Source organism: Streptomyces sp. NPDC001480 (genome assembly GCF_042894725.1).
Classification (GTDB): domain Bacteria; phylum Actinomycetota; class Actinomycetes; order Streptomycetales; family Streptomycetaceae; genus Streptomyces.
Map to the genome: position 1 here is coordinate 1 of NZ_JBIAVX010000005.1, position 16,272 is coordinate 16,272.

At 72.8% G+C, this 16,272-nt stretch carries 15 protein-coding genes; 9 read left to right on the plus strand and 6 right to left on the minus strand.

Annotated elements, in window-relative coordinates; all coding sequences use genetic code 11:
* Positions 1-964: 964 nt before the first annotated feature.
* Complete coding sequence (locus tag ACFY01_RS12925; RefSeq protein ID WP_189981608.1) at positions 965-1,138, minus strand: hypothetical protein; 174 nt, start codon at positions 1,136-1,138, stop codon at positions 965-967.
* Positions 1,139-1,497: 359 nt separating this feature from the next.
* Here ACFY01_RS12925 and ACFY01_RS12930 point away from each other — a divergent pair, with 359 nt between their 5' ends.
* Positions 1,498-2,526 (plus strand): MBL fold metallo-hydrolase, encoded by a 1,029-nt coding sequence (locus ACFY01_RS12930; RefSeq protein ID WP_390735760.1) that lies wholly within the window; start codon positions 1,498-1,500, stop codon positions 2,524-2,526.
* 40 nt (positions 2,527-2,566) lie between these two features.
* Positions 2,567-3,019 carry a nuclear transport factor 2 family protein gene (locus tag ACFY01_RS12935; protein ID WP_390735761.1) on the plus strand — a complete coding sequence of 151 codons (453 nt, stop codon included), beginning with the start codon at positions 2,567-2,569 and terminating at the stop codon, positions 3,017-3,019.
* On the opposite strand, the gene ACFY01_RS12940 is transcribed toward ACFY01_RS12935, so the two are convergent.
* From ACFY01_RS12940 to ACFY01_RS12960, 5 genes are all read right to left on the minus strand, one after another.
* Entirely contained in the window at positions 3,012-4,427 is a 1,416-nt protein-coding gene (locus tag ACFY01_RS12940; protein ID WP_390735762.1) for an FAD-dependent oxidoreductase, read from the minus strand. The two genes, ACFY01_RS12935 and ACFY01_RS12940, sit on opposite strands and share 8 nt — an antisense overlap.
* Positions 4,428-4,483: 56 nt before the next feature.
* Positions 4,484-5,704 (minus strand): MAB_1171c family putative transporter, encoded by a 1,221-nt coding sequence (locus tag ACFY01_RS12945; RefSeq protein ID WP_390735763.1) that lies wholly within the window; start codon positions 5,702-5,704, stop codon positions 4,484-4,486.
* The gene (locus ACFY01_RS12950; RefSeq protein WP_390735764.1) at positions 5,704-6,276 is read right to left on the minus strand and encodes a hypothetical protein; all 573 of its coding nucleotides are present in this window, start codon (positions 6,274-6,276) and stop codon (positions 5,704-5,706) included. The genes ACFY01_RS12945 and ACFY01_RS12950 overlap by 1 nt, the downstream gene beginning before the upstream one ends.
* Positions 6,273-6,938: an XRE family transcriptional regulator gene (locus ACFY01_RS12955; RefSeq protein ID WP_390735765.1), complete on the minus strand. Its 666-nt coding sequence runs from the start codon at positions 6,936-6,938 to the stop codon at positions 6,273-6,275. The genes ACFY01_RS12950 and ACFY01_RS12955 overlap by 4 nt, the downstream gene beginning before the upstream one ends.
* 308 nt (positions 6,939-7,246) lie before the next feature.
* Positions 7,247-7,672 carry a phosphotransferase family protein gene (locus ACFY01_RS12960; protein ID WP_390735766.1) on the minus strand — a complete coding sequence of 142 codons (426 nt, stop codon included), beginning with the start codon at positions 7,670-7,672 and terminating at the stop codon, positions 7,247-7,249.
* A 357-nt stretch (positions 7,673-8,029) separates the two neighbouring features.
* Between ACFY01_RS12960 and ACFY01_RS12965 the strand changes: the two genes are divergently transcribed.
* The 7 genes from ACFY01_RS12965 to ACFY01_RS12995 all read left to right on the plus strand — a co-directional run bounded on the left by ACFY01_RS12965 (position 8,030) and on the right by ACFY01_RS12995 (position 15,188).
* Complete coding sequence (locus tag ACFY01_RS12965) at positions 8,030-9,286, plus strand: prenyltransferase/squalene oxidase repeat-containing protein (protein ID WP_390735767.1); 1,257 nt, start codon at positions 8,030-8,032, stop codon at positions 9,284-9,286.
* Positions 9,283-9,945 (plus strand): SCO2322 family protein, encoded by a 663-nt coding sequence (locus ACFY01_RS12970; protein WP_390735768.1) that lies wholly within the window; start codon positions 9,283-9,285, stop codon positions 9,943-9,945. The genes ACFY01_RS12965 and ACFY01_RS12970 overlap by 4 nt, the downstream gene beginning before the upstream one ends.
* Positions 9,932-11,032 carry a CbiQ family ECF transporter T component gene (locus ACFY01_RS12975; protein WP_390735769.1) on the plus strand — a complete coding sequence of 367 codons (1,101 nt, stop codon included), beginning with the start codon at positions 9,932-9,934 and terminating at the stop codon, positions 11,030-11,032. The genes ACFY01_RS12970 and ACFY01_RS12975 overlap by 14 nt, the downstream gene beginning before the upstream one ends.
* Positions 11,029-12,747, plus strand: coding sequence for an ABC transporter ATP-binding protein (locus ACFY01_RS12980; protein ID WP_390735770.1), 1,719 nt, complete (start codon positions 11,029-11,031; stop codon positions 12,745-12,747). The genes ACFY01_RS12975 and ACFY01_RS12980 overlap by 4 nt, the downstream gene beginning before the upstream one ends.
* Positions 12,744-13,580, plus strand: coding sequence for an ECF transporter S component (locus tag ACFY01_RS12985; RefSeq protein ID WP_390735771.1), 837 nt, complete (start codon positions 12,744-12,746; stop codon positions 13,578-13,580). Before ACFY01_RS12980 ends, ACFY01_RS12985 begins: the two co-directional genes overlap by 4 nt.
* 347 nt (positions 13,581-13,927) lie before the next feature.
* Positions 13,928-14,344: a transglycosylase SLT domain-containing protein gene (locus ACFY01_RS12990; protein ID WP_390735772.1), complete on the plus strand. Its 417-nt coding sequence runs from the start codon at positions 13,928-13,930 to the stop codon at positions 14,342-14,344.
* 148 nt (positions 14,345-14,492) lie between these two features.
* Positions 14,493-15,188: a YoaK family protein gene (locus ACFY01_RS12995; protein ID WP_390735773.1), complete on the plus strand. Its 696-nt coding sequence runs from the start codon at positions 14,493-14,495 to the stop codon at positions 15,186-15,188.
* Positions 15,189-16,272 lie beyond the last annotated feature (1,084 nt).

Here is a 16,272-nt window from a genome sequence, read left to right on the forward strand (position 1 = left end):
GCCGAGGCACAGACGATCTCCCGAACGCCCCCACCTCACCGGTGGAGGCGGCCACAGCCTTGACAGGGTCATTGAAACTCCCGGCCAAAGTCGCTCCACCGACCTTGTTGGGCACCCCCGGCGTCCGACTATCGGACAAGTAATCCGTTTTATCGAACAGATAGGCGGTCGCACCTGATCAGGCACCCCCCGTGGGACGACAATTGGACGTTCATCCGTCTATCGGTCTGACCAACCTACCGGCGCGTCTTCCTGCCACTTTGTGGAGGGCATGACTGCGTGCGCCCCCTGTGCACCGCAGCCGTGGGTTAGGTCACGCTTACCAGCCGTTATTCCGGCGCACACTAGGGGAGACCCACATCACAGAGGTCCACGCAAAAGCCCACCGACCGCTGCACAGGCTTCCCGGCGAGGGCAGCAATCGGTGGGCGCGCACCTAGGAGGTACTGCTATGAGTGTGACCCCAACCAGGCCACTTTCAATCCCCCGTCCGCGAGACTGGGCTGCCGTTCTCGTCGTCATCGTGGTCATCTACGTCCCGGGCACACAGCTCCAAGGCCTTCTCACCAACTTGATCGCACTGTCGGCAGTTCTCGTCTGCGGCTCTGCAGTGAGCACAGCATCAGCGAGGCAGCCACACGGCCACGTGAGCGCCGACTAGATCCAGCCGGTCCTCCTCGGCGTTCCCGACCTGACAATGCGGGAGGAGGCCACACGTGCCCCTTACGCGCCCGATCGAGCGGCAACCAGCGGGGACCAACGGGGAACGTCGGCTAACTACCCGGGAACGCCGAGGTCAGCGTCTCACCAGATCAGCCGGGATCCAGATGCGCGATCTTCCAAACTAGCTACGCGGGTTCGATTGCCGCCCGCACTGAACGCCGAAGGCCCAGGCAAGAGGTTGTTTCCCTCTCCCTGGGCCTTCAGCCGTTCCTGAGACGGGTTCAAGCCTCCGGCAGCGCGCTCAGCGCTTGAAGGAGCCCTTGGCCTGTTCCTTCGTGCCCCGCATCTTGCCTCGTGCTTCGAGAGCGGCGCCTTTCGCCGCGAGGGTTTCCTTGTGCATCGCGTGGGCCGCCGTCCGCACGGTTTTTCCGACGATCTGTTCGGCCTTTGCCTTGGCCCGTTCTCCGGCGCTCATCTCGGTACCTCCGTGGGTCTCACTGGCCGTGTGCCCCGTGAGGCAAAGGGTGAAGCCACCCTTGTGGGCCACGTTGGTAAGGGGCGGCCGAGGCCCCACAGGCCCGACGCGGAGGGGTTCCAGATCCGCTCCCACATGGATGATCGCCCAGGAGCAACGCTGCGGGGGCTGGGCCGTCTCTGGGACGTCCGGCAGTGACCAACGTCGACAGGCGACGACAGATAGCGCGCACGTCAGCGCAGGTCAGGCCAACGCCCAGCAGTGTCCGTCGACTTGAGCACCCATTGAAACCAGTTCTAGTTATAGTGGGCAATGGTCGTGGGTCGCCCATGGACCGGTGGGACGGGGGCGGAGGACGGATGGCGGAGACGTTCGAGCATGGTGGCGGCGTACGGTCCATAGCTGTTCCGATTCCTGACAACCCGCTCGGTCACACGCTGGTGTACGTGGTCGACACCGACCGGGGCCCGGTGCTGGTCGACACCGGCTGGGACGACCCGGCGTCCTGGGACGCCCTGGTGGCGGGGCTGGTGGCTCTCGGGAGCGCGGTCGCGGAGGTGCACGGGGTGGTCGTCACCCACCACCATCCGGACCACCACGGGCTGTCGGGGCAGGTACGGGAGGCTTCCGGGGCGTGGGTCGCGATGCACGCGGCCGATGCGGCGATCGTCCGCCGGGCGCGGGAGACGGACCCCGAGCGCTGGTACACGTACATGGCCGCCAAGCTCACGGCCGCCGGGGCGCCGGACGAGCACGTGGCCCCGCTGCGCGCCGGGCGGCGCCGCCGTGCCGTGCCCGGTCTCTCGCCCGCGCTGCCCGACCGCGAGATCGTCCCCGGCGAACTCCTCGACCTCCCCGGCCGCCGGCTGCGCGCGCTGTGGACGCCGGGCCACACCCCGGGCCACGTCTGTCTGCACCTGGAGGAGGCCCATCCGGGCCGGCTGCCCGGGCACGGCCGCCTCTTCTCCGGCGACCACCTGCTTCCGGAGATCACCCCGCACATCGGGCTGTACGAGGATCCCGACGACGCCACCGTCACCGACCCCCTCGGCGACTACCTGGCCTCCCTGGAGCGGGTCGGTGCGCTCGCCCCCGCCGAGGTCCTCCCGGCCCACCAGTACGCCTTCACCGACGCGCCGTCCCGGGTCCGGGAGTTGCTCGCCCACCACGAGGCCCGCCTCACCGGCCTGCTCTCCCTCCTCGCCGAGCCGCTCACCCCCTGGCAGCTGGCCGAGCGGATGGAGTGGAACCGGCCCTGGGAGCAGATCCCGTACGGGTCGAGGACCATCGCGGTGTCGGAGGCGGAGGCCCATCTGCGCAGGCTGGTGAAGCTGGGGCGCGCGGAGGCGGTGGCGGGGGGCGAGCCGGTGGCGTACGTGGCGGTGTAAACCGGTCGAAGGGCCGGGGACGCTGTTGGTAGACAGGGTCATGGACCCTTTGGAGAACCTCCTCGCCGAACGCGCCTGCGAGCGCGTCGTCCACGAGTTCGTCCACCGTCTCGACCTCGGTGAGCCTGCCTCCGTGGCCGAGCTGTTCACCGAGGACGGCAGCTGGGAATGGCCCCCGCCGGGTGACGGACGGCGGTCCGAGGGCCGTGCGGCTCTGCGGGAGTACTTCGGCTCGCGGCCCGCCGACCGGCTCTCCCGCCGCCTGATGTCCAACGTCCTCGTCACCCTCACGTCCCCGGACACCGCGACCGCCGTCTCGTACTTCTCGACGTACCGGGTCGACGGGTACACCGGCGGCATCGTCCCGCCCGGGCCTCCGGTCCAGATCGGGCAGTACGAGGACACCTTCCGCCGGGTCGACGGTGAGTGGCTGCTCAAGAGCCGGGTCCTCGTCCTGCCCTTCGGCGGCCCGACGCCCCGGGCGCTCAGCTGAGGCCCGCCGCCTCCAGTTCCGCCTCGGTCAGCGGCGGGCCCGGCAGTGGGCCCTTGCGGGGGCCGAAGCAGATGTTCCAGAGCATGTCGGGGGCGAAGAGGCGGGTGGCCGGGGCCTTCAGGCTCATGACGTCCAGGAGGCCGCGCAGGGCGCGGGGGTTTTCCGAGCCGGCGGCCACCGCCTTGTCGACGTAGGCCGTGAGGAGGCGCTCGACGGCGGTGGGGGGCTGGGGGGCGGCCCCCGGGTAGTACGCGTCCTGGCCGACCGCCAGGTTCCACGCGTTGCCGACCGGACGGGCCACCGCGCGCTGGATGCGGCGGGCGGTGCCGGGGGTGGTGGGGCCGTTGCGGTCGAGGACCCGGCGCAGGGCGATGACGCTCTGCGCGGCGACCGAGAGGCCGTGGCCGTAGACGGGGTTGTATCCGGCGACGGCGTCCCCGAGGACGGCGACGCCGTCGGGCCAGGCGTCGGCGTTCTCGTAGTAGCGGCGGCGGTTGGCCGTGCTGCGGGTGGTCACGGGGTCCGTGAGGGGCTCGGCCCGGGAGATCAGGCGGCCGATGACGGGGTCCCCGAGGCCGGTCAGGGCGAACTCCTCGAAGGCGTCGGGGTCGGCGCTCGGTTCGCCGCCCCTCGTGCCGGACAGCGTCACCAGCCAGCGGTCGCCCTCGACCGGGACGACGACCCCGCCCCGGCCGGGCGCCCGGCGCGGGTCAGCCTGGACGTTGACGACCGGGTAGCGCAGGGTCGCGGTGGAGCCGGGGGCCCGGTAGACGCGGCTGGCGTAGGCGACGCCCGCGTCCACCACGCGCTCCACGACCGGGGCCAGACCCAGTGCCGCCAGCCACTTGTGGGCCTGCGAGGCCCGCCCGCTCGCGTCGATCACCAGATCCGCGTGCAGGACGGTCTCCTCGGCCCCCGGCCCGCCCGGCACCCGTACGCCCGTCACGCGGGACCGGTCGCCGACCAGCCCCCGCACCCTCGTCCCGTCGAGCAGGGTGATCCGGCTCCGGGCCAGGACGTCCGCGCGGATCACCGCGTCCAGCAGGTCCCGGCTGCACACGATCATGTGGTGCCGTGAGTCGGTGAACCGCCGGAACCACTGCCCCGAGGGTGCCTTGCTGACCAGGTCGGTCATCACGTCGATCAGCCCGGCGCCCTTGCCGGCCAGCTTCCCGGTGATCCCCGGCAGCAGCGCCTCCAGCGCGGCCACTCCCCCGGACCACAGCAGATGGGCGTGGCGGGCCTGGGGCAGTCCCTTGCGCGGTTCGGGCCCCTCGGGCAGCCGGTCGCTCTCGATCACCGTGACCTCGTCGAACCGGCTGGAGAGCACGGAGGCGGCGAGCATCCCGGTCGTACTGCCCCCGATCACGATCGCGGTGCGACGGCGAGCGGTCGTTCCCTCAGGCATAGGTTCTCTCAGGCATAGGTTCTCTCAGGCATTCGTTGTCTCAGGCATTCGTTGTCTCAGACATACGGGGTGAGACCTTCCCTCGCCACCGACTCCCGGCGGATCGTCTCCACGGCCGAGGAATGCACGCGCAGCGCCTGCCCGATCGACTCCAGTTCGCTGTCCGGGACATCGGAGGGGCGCCCGTGATCGTCGTGCGCGGGGCCCGGGGCCATGCCCTCCCCCTGGTCCGCGGAGCGCGCCGCGTCGACGGCTACCAGGATGTCCACCGCGCCCGCGATGCCGCGTGCCGCGGAGTCGGGGTGGCCGGCCGTCAGGGCGGCGCGGCGGGCTCGCTCGCGGCGGGTTCCGCTCAGGTGCGGGGCCAGCTTGAGCAAGGCGTCGTTGATGGCGGCCCGGCGCAGTTCGAGCTGGAGTTCGGCGCCGCTGACCCGGCCGGTCGCCGGTGCGGCCGGGGCGGTGACCGTCAGCACGGCCTGCCACAGCGGTTCCAGGCGGCGGTGGGTGCGCCACATCCGCCGGCGTTCCTCGGCGAGCGGTCCGGTCTGCCCGGCGATGAAGCCGACCCCGACCAGGATCGCCTCGGCGATGGCGAACGGCGGCGCGACGTACGTCGACAGCCAGTCCCAGTCCCGGCCGCTCCAGCGGGCCCCGATCGCGGCGACCTTGGCGACGTCGAAGACGAGGCCGAGGGCGTAGGCGACCTGGAGGAACACCACCGCGCGGCGCAGCCAGGTGTCGCGGACCTCCCGGAACCAGGCCCACAGCATGCTCGCGGCGGCCACGGCGGACATCATGTGGGCGACGAGGTACAGCACGGCGAACTCGCGCATCCACGGCGTCGTCGCGTAGTAGGTGTCCAGGTCGCGCAGCCGCTCGACGTGGTGGTCGCCGAGGAAGAAGGTCACCCACAGGCCGACGATGATCAGGGAGTACGCGATCCAGATCGTCCGGGTGCGCCGGCGCCGCGCCGGGGAGGGCGGCTCGCGCCAGGTGACGATCAGCCACAGGCAGGCGCCGCAGTAGACACTGAGCAGCGAGTAGACCCAGAGTCCGGCGAAGTTCGGCACCCCGGTGAGCTCGTTGATGCGGTGCAGGTTGCCCGGCGGCAGGGAGACGAAGGTGACGGCGCCGATGCCGAGCAGCAGGGCCGTCGCCCGCAGGATCGGGTCCTGCCACGCCCGCCTGAGCAGTGGCACTTTGATCACGAAGGCCACGGCGAGCAGCACGGCCGGCACGGCATAGGCGAGGAACGAGCCGGCTATGTCCCAGCGCATCACAGGCCGCCGGCGTTGCCCAGCGACGACGACAGGCGGTCGGTCAGGGTGTCCTGGGTGGTCCGGCCGGGCGCGGCCGACGGGCCGACGACCTTGGCGAACTTGGCCGCCAGGCGCAGTCCGCACTCCTCGGCCTCCCATTCGGCCTCGGCGGTCACGGCGGCCGGGGACCGCGTGGCCATGGCGACCACCCGCTCCCAGGGGATGTCCTCCTCGGCCTGGGAGAGCAGCCGACGCGCGGCGGTGGGCAGGCCGGCCGGGTAGTGCACGTCCAAGGTCTGGTAGTAGATGTGGCCGATCTCGTGCCCGGCGATCACGAACTTGTGCGCGCCGGGCGCGCGGTCCTCGACCACGACGATGTACTCGTCGTCCTTGGCGAAGGTGACCCCGGACACTTCCAACTCCGGTGGGAAGGAGACGAACTTGAGCCGGACGGGTCGGTCCAGGCGCGGGCTGAGCGTGTCGCACACGGCGTGCAGGAACGCCTCGGGCCCGGTCGGCGGGGTCAGGGTGCGGGCGGTGTCGCGGACGAGCTGGGCGAGGAAGCGCTTCGGCGATCTTTTCCGGCTCACTGACTGTCCTTCGTGTGCGATGTACGGGGGCCGGCCGGTCCGCGTCCCGCCGACGCCGTGGTGACCGCGCCCGCGCCCACGTTCCGATCCGGGTCCTCGGACGTAATGATCATCTCCGCCAGGTCGGCAAGCGTGGCGAGCTGACGGGCATTCATCTGCGGGGCCCGCATGGCCAGTCGTACCAGTCCGCTCTCGCGCAGCCGCAGCAGCGGGTCGGCCTGTGCCTCCAGGCTCTGGAGCACCGGCTGGAGGGCCTCGTACAGGGCCTCCGGCTCGTCAGCGGTGAAGTATCCGGCGGGGAGGCCGAAGAACCTGCGCAGCCGGTCGGTGTGTTCCAGGCTCGGCATACCGCTCTTGCGCCACTCGCTCAGCCACTGCCGGCTGGTGCCCGCGATCCTGGCCAGCTCGTCCAGCGCGTAACGCTTGCCGTCCGGCCGGCGCCGGGTCTCGCGGATGAAGTCGAGCCGCTGCCGCACCCGTTCGGCCAGCCCGGTCTCGGGGGCGGTGCCGCCCGAGAGCAGCCGGGCGACCACCTCGGCGGGAATGCCGGTGCGGTACGAGAGGTCGGCGACGTCCAGGACCTCCGGCAGCCGGCCCGGGCGTTCGGTCAGTTCCCCGAGCCGCTCGAGCAGTCCGGCAAGCGGGACGTGGGCGTCACTCACCGAGGTCCCCCCTGGGCATGTCGTCGGTTGTCGTGGCTGAGTTGACGCGAGGCTACCGGGTCACCCGACGGTCGAGAAGTGATGTCAATGACAGCTGCCGAATCAGGCAGCAATCGTTGACAGTTGAGGCTCGGCGAGTCAGGATCATGACGCCACCCGGCCCCGGCCCCGGGTGCCGCCTATGGGGGAGCGGCATCGGGGGTCGGGACATCCTGGGCATGTCACATATCGTGACACCCTGGTTCATCAGCGAGTGAGCGTCCGCACCAACTCCACCGCATCACCGAGGAGTTCGACCTCCCGCGTGCTCATCGTCGGATTGTCCGCGCGCCACCGCCGCGCCTCCGTGAGCCCCGCCTCCGTGAGCCCCGCCTCCGTGAGGTCGGACGGATCGGCGAGCAGGGCGGTGAGCAGCGCGCGGGCCGGGCGGCGAGGGCATCGTCGCCGACGGCGACCTGGGCGAGGATCACCGCGGACGTGCCCCAGTCGAGGCCGGGCGGACCGTCCTCGGCGTTGCTCCAGTCGATGACCCGGGGACCGTCCGGGGTGAGGATCACGTTGTCGGGGTGCAGGTCCAGGTGCAGGACGCGGGCGCCGGGGTCGGCGGAGTCCCGGGCGGGGACGGCGTGCAGCAGCCGCAGCAGCCGGGCGAGTTCGGCGGCGCAGCACCCACGCCTCGTCGATCTCGTACACGTCGGCCGTCCGGCCGGAACCCAGCAGTCTCCCATCGGCATGGCGCGACCCTGACCACCGCACCCACCGGCACCCGCGCCCGCGGCCCTGACTCACAGCCGCCTCCCAGCCGCTGTCTACCGCCGGGTACAGTGTCCGGGCGTCATCACACCCGTACGGGGGGAAGCCGGTGCAATTCCGGCGCTGCCCCTTCCCCAACTCTCGGCTTCGCTCGAGCCGGGGAGGCTCCTATCGTGAACCGTCACCGACGGTGAGCCGGACTGCCCCGCACGGACGTTGACCGGCTCACGTGCGCGGCAGCCCGCCGCGCGCGGCACCGTCGAGGTCTACGGAGCCGAGCCGCCCGGGGTGTCCCCGTGCTGCCCGCGCTCCCCCGCAGGGAGAGGCAGTAGCCGACCATGAACGTCCGCCGCAACGCCGCGGTTCTCGCCGCCGTCGGCGTCATAGCCGCAGCCGCGCCCGCCATGGCCGCGCCCGCCACGGCCGCGTCGCCTTCGCCCTCCCCGTCGAAGACGCTGCCTTCCGGGCTGTACGGCAGCGCGGACCCGAAGTACGACGGCGTGTGGCGGCAGTCCCTGGCGCTGCTCGCCCAGCACACGGTCGGTGTCCGGCCCGCCGCCGAGGCCGTCGACTGGCTGGTCGGGCAGCAGTGCGCGGACGGCGGCTTCGCCGCCTACCGCCCGGACCCCGCCAAGACGTGCGAGGCGACCGGCGCCCAGGCCGACACCAACAGCACGGCCGCCGCCGTACAGGCCCTGGAGGCGCTCGGCGGGCACGACGGCGAGGTCCGCAAGGCCGCCGCCTGGCTGAAGACGGCGCAGAACAAGGACGGCGGCTGGGGTTACACGCCGGGCTCGCCCAGTGACACCAACTCCACCTCCGTCGTCATCGGCGCGCTCGCGGCGGCCGGCGAGGATCCCCTCCAGCTCCGCAAGGAGGGCAAGGCCCCGGCCGGACTGCTCGCCAAGTGGTCCCTCCCCTGCGACGAGGACGGCGGCGGCGCCCTCGCCTACCAGCCGGACAAGAAGGGCAAGCTGGCGGCCAACGCGGACGCGACGGCGGCCGGGGTGCTGGGCACGCTCGGCAAGGGCTTCGTGACGAAGGCCGGCAAGGCGCCGGAGAAGGGCTACGTCTGCGCCGACTCCGACAAGCCGCTCACCCCGCAGGAGGTCGCCCGTAACGGCGCCGCCTACCTGGCGGACCAGATGCGGGACACCAGCCACCTCACCTCCAGCCTCCCCGGCGCCAAGGACCAGCCCGACTACGGCAACACCGCGGACGCGGTCGTCGCCCTCGCCGCCCAGGGCTGGACGAGGCAGGCGCGGGAGCCGTACGGCTGGCTGGTGACGAACGCCGTGCCGTGGGCGAAGCAGTCCGGCCCCGCCGCCTACGCCGAGCTGATCTTCGCCGCGCACGCGATGGGCGCCGACCCGCACGACTTCGGCGGTACGGACGTGGTGCAGGCGCTCAACGCGACCGGACCGGCGCCACGGACGGCAACGGCCCGGGCGACCGGCGGTGAGACCGAGCGGGCCGAGCACGACGCCGGTCACGACTCGGGGACGAAGGTGTGGTGGATCGTCGGCACCGGCCTCGTCGCGGGCATCGGCATCGGCTTCCTGCTCAGCGGCCGCCGCAGGAAGCAGCAGCCGTGACCGTCGTCCGCCGTGCCGGGGCGGTACTCCTGGCCGCGTTCCTGTGCGTGGTGTCGGCCGGGCAGGCCCAGGCCACCGGCTACCGCTACTGGTCGTTCTGGGAGCGCACCGGCGGCCACTGGACGTACGCCACGCAGGGTCCGTCGACCGCGCGTCCCGCCGACGGCGACGTCCAGGGCTTCCGCTTCGCGGTGAGCGAGGACTCCGCCGGTGCGGCCCGACCGCGCGGCACCGCGGACTTCGACGCGATCTGCGCCAAGACGCCCGCGCGGGAGGGCAGGAAGCGCATCGCCCTGGTCCTCGACTTCGGCACGGCCGCGGACGCCCCCTCCGGCGAGACCCCGCCCGGCCGCCGGACGGCCTGCGCGGCGGTCTCCGGCGACGGGACGACGGCGGACGCGCTGGCCGCCGCGGCCGGACCGCTCCGCTACGACGCCAACGCGCTGCTGTGCGCGATCGACGGGTATCCGCGGAAGGGCTGCGGGGAGCAGGTGGCGGCCGGGAAGCCGGAGGGGAAGCCGACCGGGAACGCGGCCGGTAAGTCCGCCGGGAGCGAGCCGTCGCACGGTCCGTCGGTGGGGCTGCCGGTGGGCGTGGGTGTGGTCGTGCTGCTGGGCGCGGCGGCGGTATGGCGGGCCAGGCGCCGTGGCCGCGCGTAGCGTCCGCGCCCCGCACCCCGGTGCCTGGTGGCTGTGGTCCATAGGCCTGGGCACCGCGGCCACCCGCACCACCAACCCCCTCCTCCTCGCCCTCCTCGTCACGGCTTCCGCCTACGTGGTGGCCACCCATCGCGGCTCGGCCCCCTGGGCCCGTTCCTACGGCGCCTTCGCCAAGCTCGCCCTCGCCGTCCTCCTCGTCCGCCTCGTCTTCGCGGTGGCGCTCGGCTCCCCCATCCCCGGCACGCACGTCCTCGCCACCCTCCCCGAAGTCCCGCTCCCCCACTGGGCGCAGGGCATCCGTCTGGGCGGCGAAGTCACCGCCGAGGCAGTGCTGTTCGCGGTGTACGACGGTCTGAAGCTGGCCACGCTGCTGATCTGCGTCGGCGCGGCGAACGCCCTCGCCAACCCGGCCCGGCTGCTCAAGTCCCTGCCCGGCGCGCTCTACGAGACGGGCGTGGCCGTGGTCGTCGCCCTCACCTTCGCGCCGAACCTGATCGCCGACGTCCAGCGGCTGCGCGCCGCCCGCCGGCTGCGCGGCCGCCCGGACCGGGGCGTACGGGGCCTGCTCCAGGTCGGACTCCCGGTGCTGGAGGGCGCGTTGGAGCGGTCCGTCGCGCTCGCCGCGGCGATGGACGCCCGCGGTTACGGCCGTACCGCCGACGTCCCCGCCCGGATCCGCCGGACGACCGCCGCCCTCACCCTGGGCGGCCTGCTCGGCGTCTGCGCGGGCACGTACGGCCTGCTCACCGCGGAAGGCGGCACGTACGGGCTGCCGGTCCTGCTGGTCTCGGTCGCCGCCGCCCTCGCGGGTCTGCGGCTCGGGGGCCGCCGTACCCTGCGCACCCGCTACCGCCCGGACGCCTGGGACGCGCGCGCCTGGCTGGTCGCCGCGTCCGGCGCGGCCGTGGCCGCCCTGATGACCCTCGCCTCCGTGAACGACCCCGAGGCCCTGCGCCCCGGGGTCGTACCGCTGACCGCACCCCAGCTTCCCCTCTGGCCCGCGGCCTCGATACTCGTCGCCCTGCTGCCCGCGTTCGTCGTCCCCGCCGCCCCCGCCGCCCCCGCCGCCCGCAAGGAGTCGTCGTGATCCGCTTCGAGGATGTCTCCGTGACGTACGACGGGGCGCCCGAACCGACGGTCCGGGGTGTGGACTTCGAGGTGCCGGAGGGCGAACTCGTGCTGCTCGCCGGGCCGTCGGGCGTGGGCAAGTCCACCGTGCTGGGCGCGGTCAGCGGGCTGGTGCCGCACTTCACCGGAGGCACCCTGCGCGGCCGGGTGACGGTCGCCGGCCGGGACACCCGTACCCACAAACCGCGTGAACTCGCCGACGTGGTGGGCACGGTGGGCCAGGATCCCCTCGCGCACTTCGTCACGGACACCGTGGAGGACGAACTCGCCTACGGAATGGAGTCCTTGGGGCTCGCCCCGGAGGTGATGCGGCGGCGCGTCGAGGAGACCCTCGACCTGCTCGGCCTGGCCGACCTGCGCGACCGGCCCATCGCCGGCCTCTCCGGCGGCCAGCGGCAGCGGGTCGCCATCGGCTCGGTGCTCACCCCGCACCCCAGGGTCCTCGTCCTCGACGAGCCGACCTCGGCGCTCGACCCGGCCGCCGCGGAGGAGGTCCTCGCCGTCCTCCAGCGGCTCGTCCACGACCTCGGTACGACGGTCCTGATGGCCGAGCACCGGCTGGAACGCGTCGTCCAGTACGCCGACAGGATCGCGCTGCTGCCCGCCCCCGGAGCCGCCCCGGTCCTCGGCACCCCGGCCGAGGTGATGGCGGTGTCCCCGGTGTACCCGCCGGTGGTGGACCTGGGCCGGCTGGCGGGCTGGTCCCCGCTGCCGCTGACGGTCCGGGACGCGCGCCGCCGGGCGGGCGGGCTCCGGGACCGGCTGACCGGGCGGGACGCGTCCCCCGACGCCTCCCCCGACGCGCCGCCGACCGCCACGGCGTCCACTCCCCCGGCGTCCGTCCCCTCATCGCTCACTCCCTCACCGCCCGCTCCCCGCCGACGCCTGTTCCGGCGTGCCCCCGACAAGGCCGCCGCGCCGCCCGCGGCCGCCGAGGTCCGCTCCCTGGCCGTCCGCCGGGACCGCGTCGACGCGCTCCGGCACGTGGACCTCGCCGTCGCCCCCGGCGAGACGGTCGCCCTCATGGGCCGCAACGGCGCCGGAAAGTCCACCCTTCTCTCCGCGCTGGTGGGCCTGGTCACACCGTCCGCCGGATCGGTGCACGTCGGCGGAGCCGTGCCGCACCGCACCCCGCCCCGCGAGCTGGTGCGCCGGGCAGGACTCGTCCCGCAGGAGCCGCGGGACCTGCTGTACGCGGACACGGTCGGCGCGGAGTGCGCGGCGGCGGACCGGGACGCGGGGGCCGCGCCGGGCACCTGCCGTGCGCTGGTGACGCAGCTGCTGCCGGGCATCGGCGACGACACCCACCCGCGGGACCTCTCCGAGGGCCAGCGGCTGGCGCTCGCCCTGGCCGTCGTACTGGCCGCCCGCCCTCCCCTGCTCCTGCTGGACGAGCCGACCCGGGGTCTGGACTACGCGGCGAAGGGCCGCCTGGTCACGGTGTTGCGCGGGCTCGCGGCCGAGGGGCACGCCATCGTGCTGGCCACGCACGACGTGGAACTGGCGGCCGAGATCGCCCACCGGGTGGTGCTGCTCGCCGACGGCGAGGTGATCGCCGACGGCCCGACGGCCGACATCGTCGTCTCGTCCCCGTCCTTCGCACCCCAGGTGACCAAGATCCTGGCCCCGCAGCGCTGGCTCACGGTCAGCCAGGTCCGGGAGGCGCTCGCGTGACCCGCCTCCCCCGACCCCGCTCCCGACCCCGTCCCGTCCTGCTCGGCCCCCGCTCCACGACCGCGCTGGTCCTGGTCGGCGCGGTCGGTGTGGTCGCCTTCGGCTGGCCGTTCCTCGCCCCGCCCGGCTCCCGGCTGAGCGCCCACGCGCAGGACGCGCCCTGGCTCTTCGCCGGGCTGCTGGTGCTCCTCGTCGCCGTGGTCGCCGCGACGATCTCCGAATCGGGTCTCGGACCGAAGGCCGTGGCCATGCTGGGGGTGCTGGCCGCGACCGGTGCCGCGCTGCGGCCGATCGGCGCGGGCACCGCCGGCATCGAGCCGATGTTCTTCCTCATGGTGCTCAGCGGGCGCGTCCTCGGCCCGGGCTTCGGCTTCGTCCTCGGCTCGGTCACGATGTTCGCGTCCGCGCTGCTCACGGGCGGGGTGGGTCCGTGGATGCCGTTCCAGATGCTCGCCATGGGCTGGTTCACGATGGGCGCGGGCCTGCTTCCGGCCCCGGACCGGCTGCGCGGCCGGACCGAACTGGTGCTCCTCGCCGCCTACGGCTGCCTGGCCGCCTTCGCCTACGGCACGGTGATGAACCTGGCGGGCTGGCCCTTCATGAGCGCGCTGGCCTCGGACATCGCCTTCGACCCGCACGCCGCCGTCCCCGCGAACCTGGCCCGGTTCCTCGCGTACTGCCTGGCCACGTCCCTCGGCTGGGACCTCGGCCGGGCGGTGTGCACGGTCGTACTGACCCTGACGCTCGGCCCGGCGGTCCTCAGGGCGCTGCGCCGGGCCACGCGCCGGGCGGCGTTCGAGACCGCGGTCACATTCGACGCGTCCGCCCGGTGACGAGCGGTGGTCACTCGCACGCCGAGCGTCGGCGGAGCGGTGAAGCGCCCCACATGACGCAGGTCACCTACGATGACACGCCGTAGTTTGATTTGTCCGAAATGTCAGCACACGCACCCCGTCTGACCTGCACATTGAGAGCCAGTTCACACACCAGACTTTCCTCAGGGATCCGGCCACAACTAGTAAAGGGGGGCATTGCGGACACGTTTCGCGCCTGTTTCTCTGGAGCAGTCGCCAGGCGCCGACGAACCCCACGGGTCGCGGCGCCGACGTACGCCCCGCACCGCATCGCGTGGTTCCGGTAAGCGTCCGGCGCTTCCTGTCCCCGTACGAAGAGGTTCTCCGTGTCCGTCGCCATCATCCGTCGCATCGCCACCCCTAAGAAGGCCCTCACCTCCGCCGCCGTGGTCGCCGCCACCGCCGGCATGGTCCTGACCTCGGCCCCGGCCCACGCGGCGACCACCATCGCGCCCGCCCAGGCCCAGTCGATCGCGCACAAGATGATCCCGGACGCCGCGCAGTTCAACGCCTTCGACAACATCGTCAAGCGGGAGAGCGGCTGGAACATCACCGCCACCAACGCCTCCTCCGGCGCCTACGGCCTGGTCCAGGCCCTGCCGGGCTCGAAGATGGCCTCGGCCGGCTCCGACTGGAAGACCAACCCCGCCACCCAGATCAAGTGGGGCCTGGACTACATGAAGTCCCGCTACGGCAGCCCCGCCGCCGCCTGGAAGTTCTGGCAGGCCAACGGCTGGTACTGAGCCGCCCCCACCGACCGGCCGCTTCCCGGGCCGGCCACGCGCACGCACCCTCGCCCACGCCGGCGGGGGTGCGCGCGTATGTGCGGCGTTTCCGTGCACCCGTGGTGGACTGGCAACCAGCACGCCCATCGGGCCGACCGGAGGACACATGACGGCGGAGACCCGGACCGAGGACCCCGAGAACCCCGAGGACCCGGAGCGGCGCGGAGTGCGCCTCGTGGCCGTGCTGCTGGTGCTGACCGTGGTGAGCGGCCTGATCGACGCGGTGAGTTACCTGGGTCTCGGCCGGGTCTTCACGGCCAACATGACCGGCAACGTGGTGGTACTGGGCTTCGCCGCGGCCGGAGCGCCCGGCTTCTCCGTGCCGCACACGGTGACCTCCCTGTGCTGCTTCCTGGTGGGCGCGGCGGCCGGCGGCCGGGTCGCGGCGCGCTACGGCGGCGGCTCCCGCCGGACCTGGGCCCGGGTCATGCTCGGCAGCGAGGCGGTACTGATGGGCATCTCGGCGGCGGTCGCCTTCTTCGCTCCGACCGGCACCGCGTACGCCCTGATCGCGCTCACCGCCTTCGCGATGGGCCTGCGCAACGCGACGGTCCGCAAGCTGGGCGTACCCGACCTCACGACCACCGTCCTGACGATGACCCTGACCAGCCTGGCCTCCGACTCCCCGGCCGGCGACGGCTCCGGCCACCGCCACCCACGCCGCACCGCCTCCGTCCTCGCGATGGCGGTCGGCGCCGCGCTCGGCGCCTGGCTGGTCCTCCACCAGGGCCTGGCCCTGCCCCTGCTGCTCGCGGCGCTGGCGGCGGGGGTGCTGACGGTGGTGACGTCGGGGCGGGAATAGCCTGCCCACAGTCGTGAGTGAGCGTGATGCCGGTGCACGGGTCGAGGAACTGACCCGGGGGTAGCGGCGACTGGCCGCGGGGCTGCTGGAGTCGGCGGCCGAGCATCCGGATGCCGCACGGCTGCCGCGACAGAGACCCCTCCCTCGGCACCCGGATCGCCGGAGCCGCACAAGCGGTGAAAGCGGTGCTCCGGCACTCGGCACCGAACGTCGAGGGCACGGCACCGCCTCAGGGCGTGAGTAGGCCGACGTCCCGTCGACCGCAGGTCGCGTGCCGGGCGACGGCCGTCACCCTTTGCCGCGACTTGGCACAGTCGTGCCGTTCTCATGACCTGCTCTCCCTAGGGTCATAGAGCTGGCATGTACACGGAGTGACGTACGGGGGATTGGCCGCAGGTCTGGCCTGAGGGCGGCCAAGGGCTGAGCGGCCGCAGTCATGGTGGATCTCAACCCGCTGCACTACATCAACAAGTTCAACCACATGTTCGGCGATTCGATCGCCAGTGGGCTGGAGTTCCTGGGGATCTCGGATCCGGCGGTGGATCCGGACGGGGTCCGGGAGATCGCGAAGAAGTGGCGTCAGCTGGCGAAGGGGTTGGAGGACGCCGCCGGTGCCTCCGACCGGGCGCTGGCGGGGGTGGTGTGGGAGGGCAAGGCGGCCAAGGCCTTCCACAAGCGGTCCAAGGCGGCCCGTAAGTCCGCGACGGATATGGCGCATTCGCTGCGGGAGGGTGCGAAGGCGCTGGACGACTTCGCGGACAAGGCGCATGAGCTGCTGTCCGAGATCGGTGTGATGCTCGCGGAGATCGCGGAGTTCGAGATCGCGGGGCTGGCGCTGTCCATCCTGACGGCGGGTGCGTCGGAGGTGGCGTCCACGCTGATGGCCGGTGAGCGGGCGCTGAAGGTGGTCGCGCTGGTCGGGCGGATCGAGGAGGAGGGGACGGCTCTCGGGTCCGTGGTGCGTGGGGTGATGGAGGTCATCCGGGGGGTGGAGCGGGCGCTGAAGGCGCTGAAGGAGATCCGGGGCGTCGCGGCGGCCGGGCGGATGGCCAAGGAGGGGATGGAGTTCACCGCCTTCCAGACG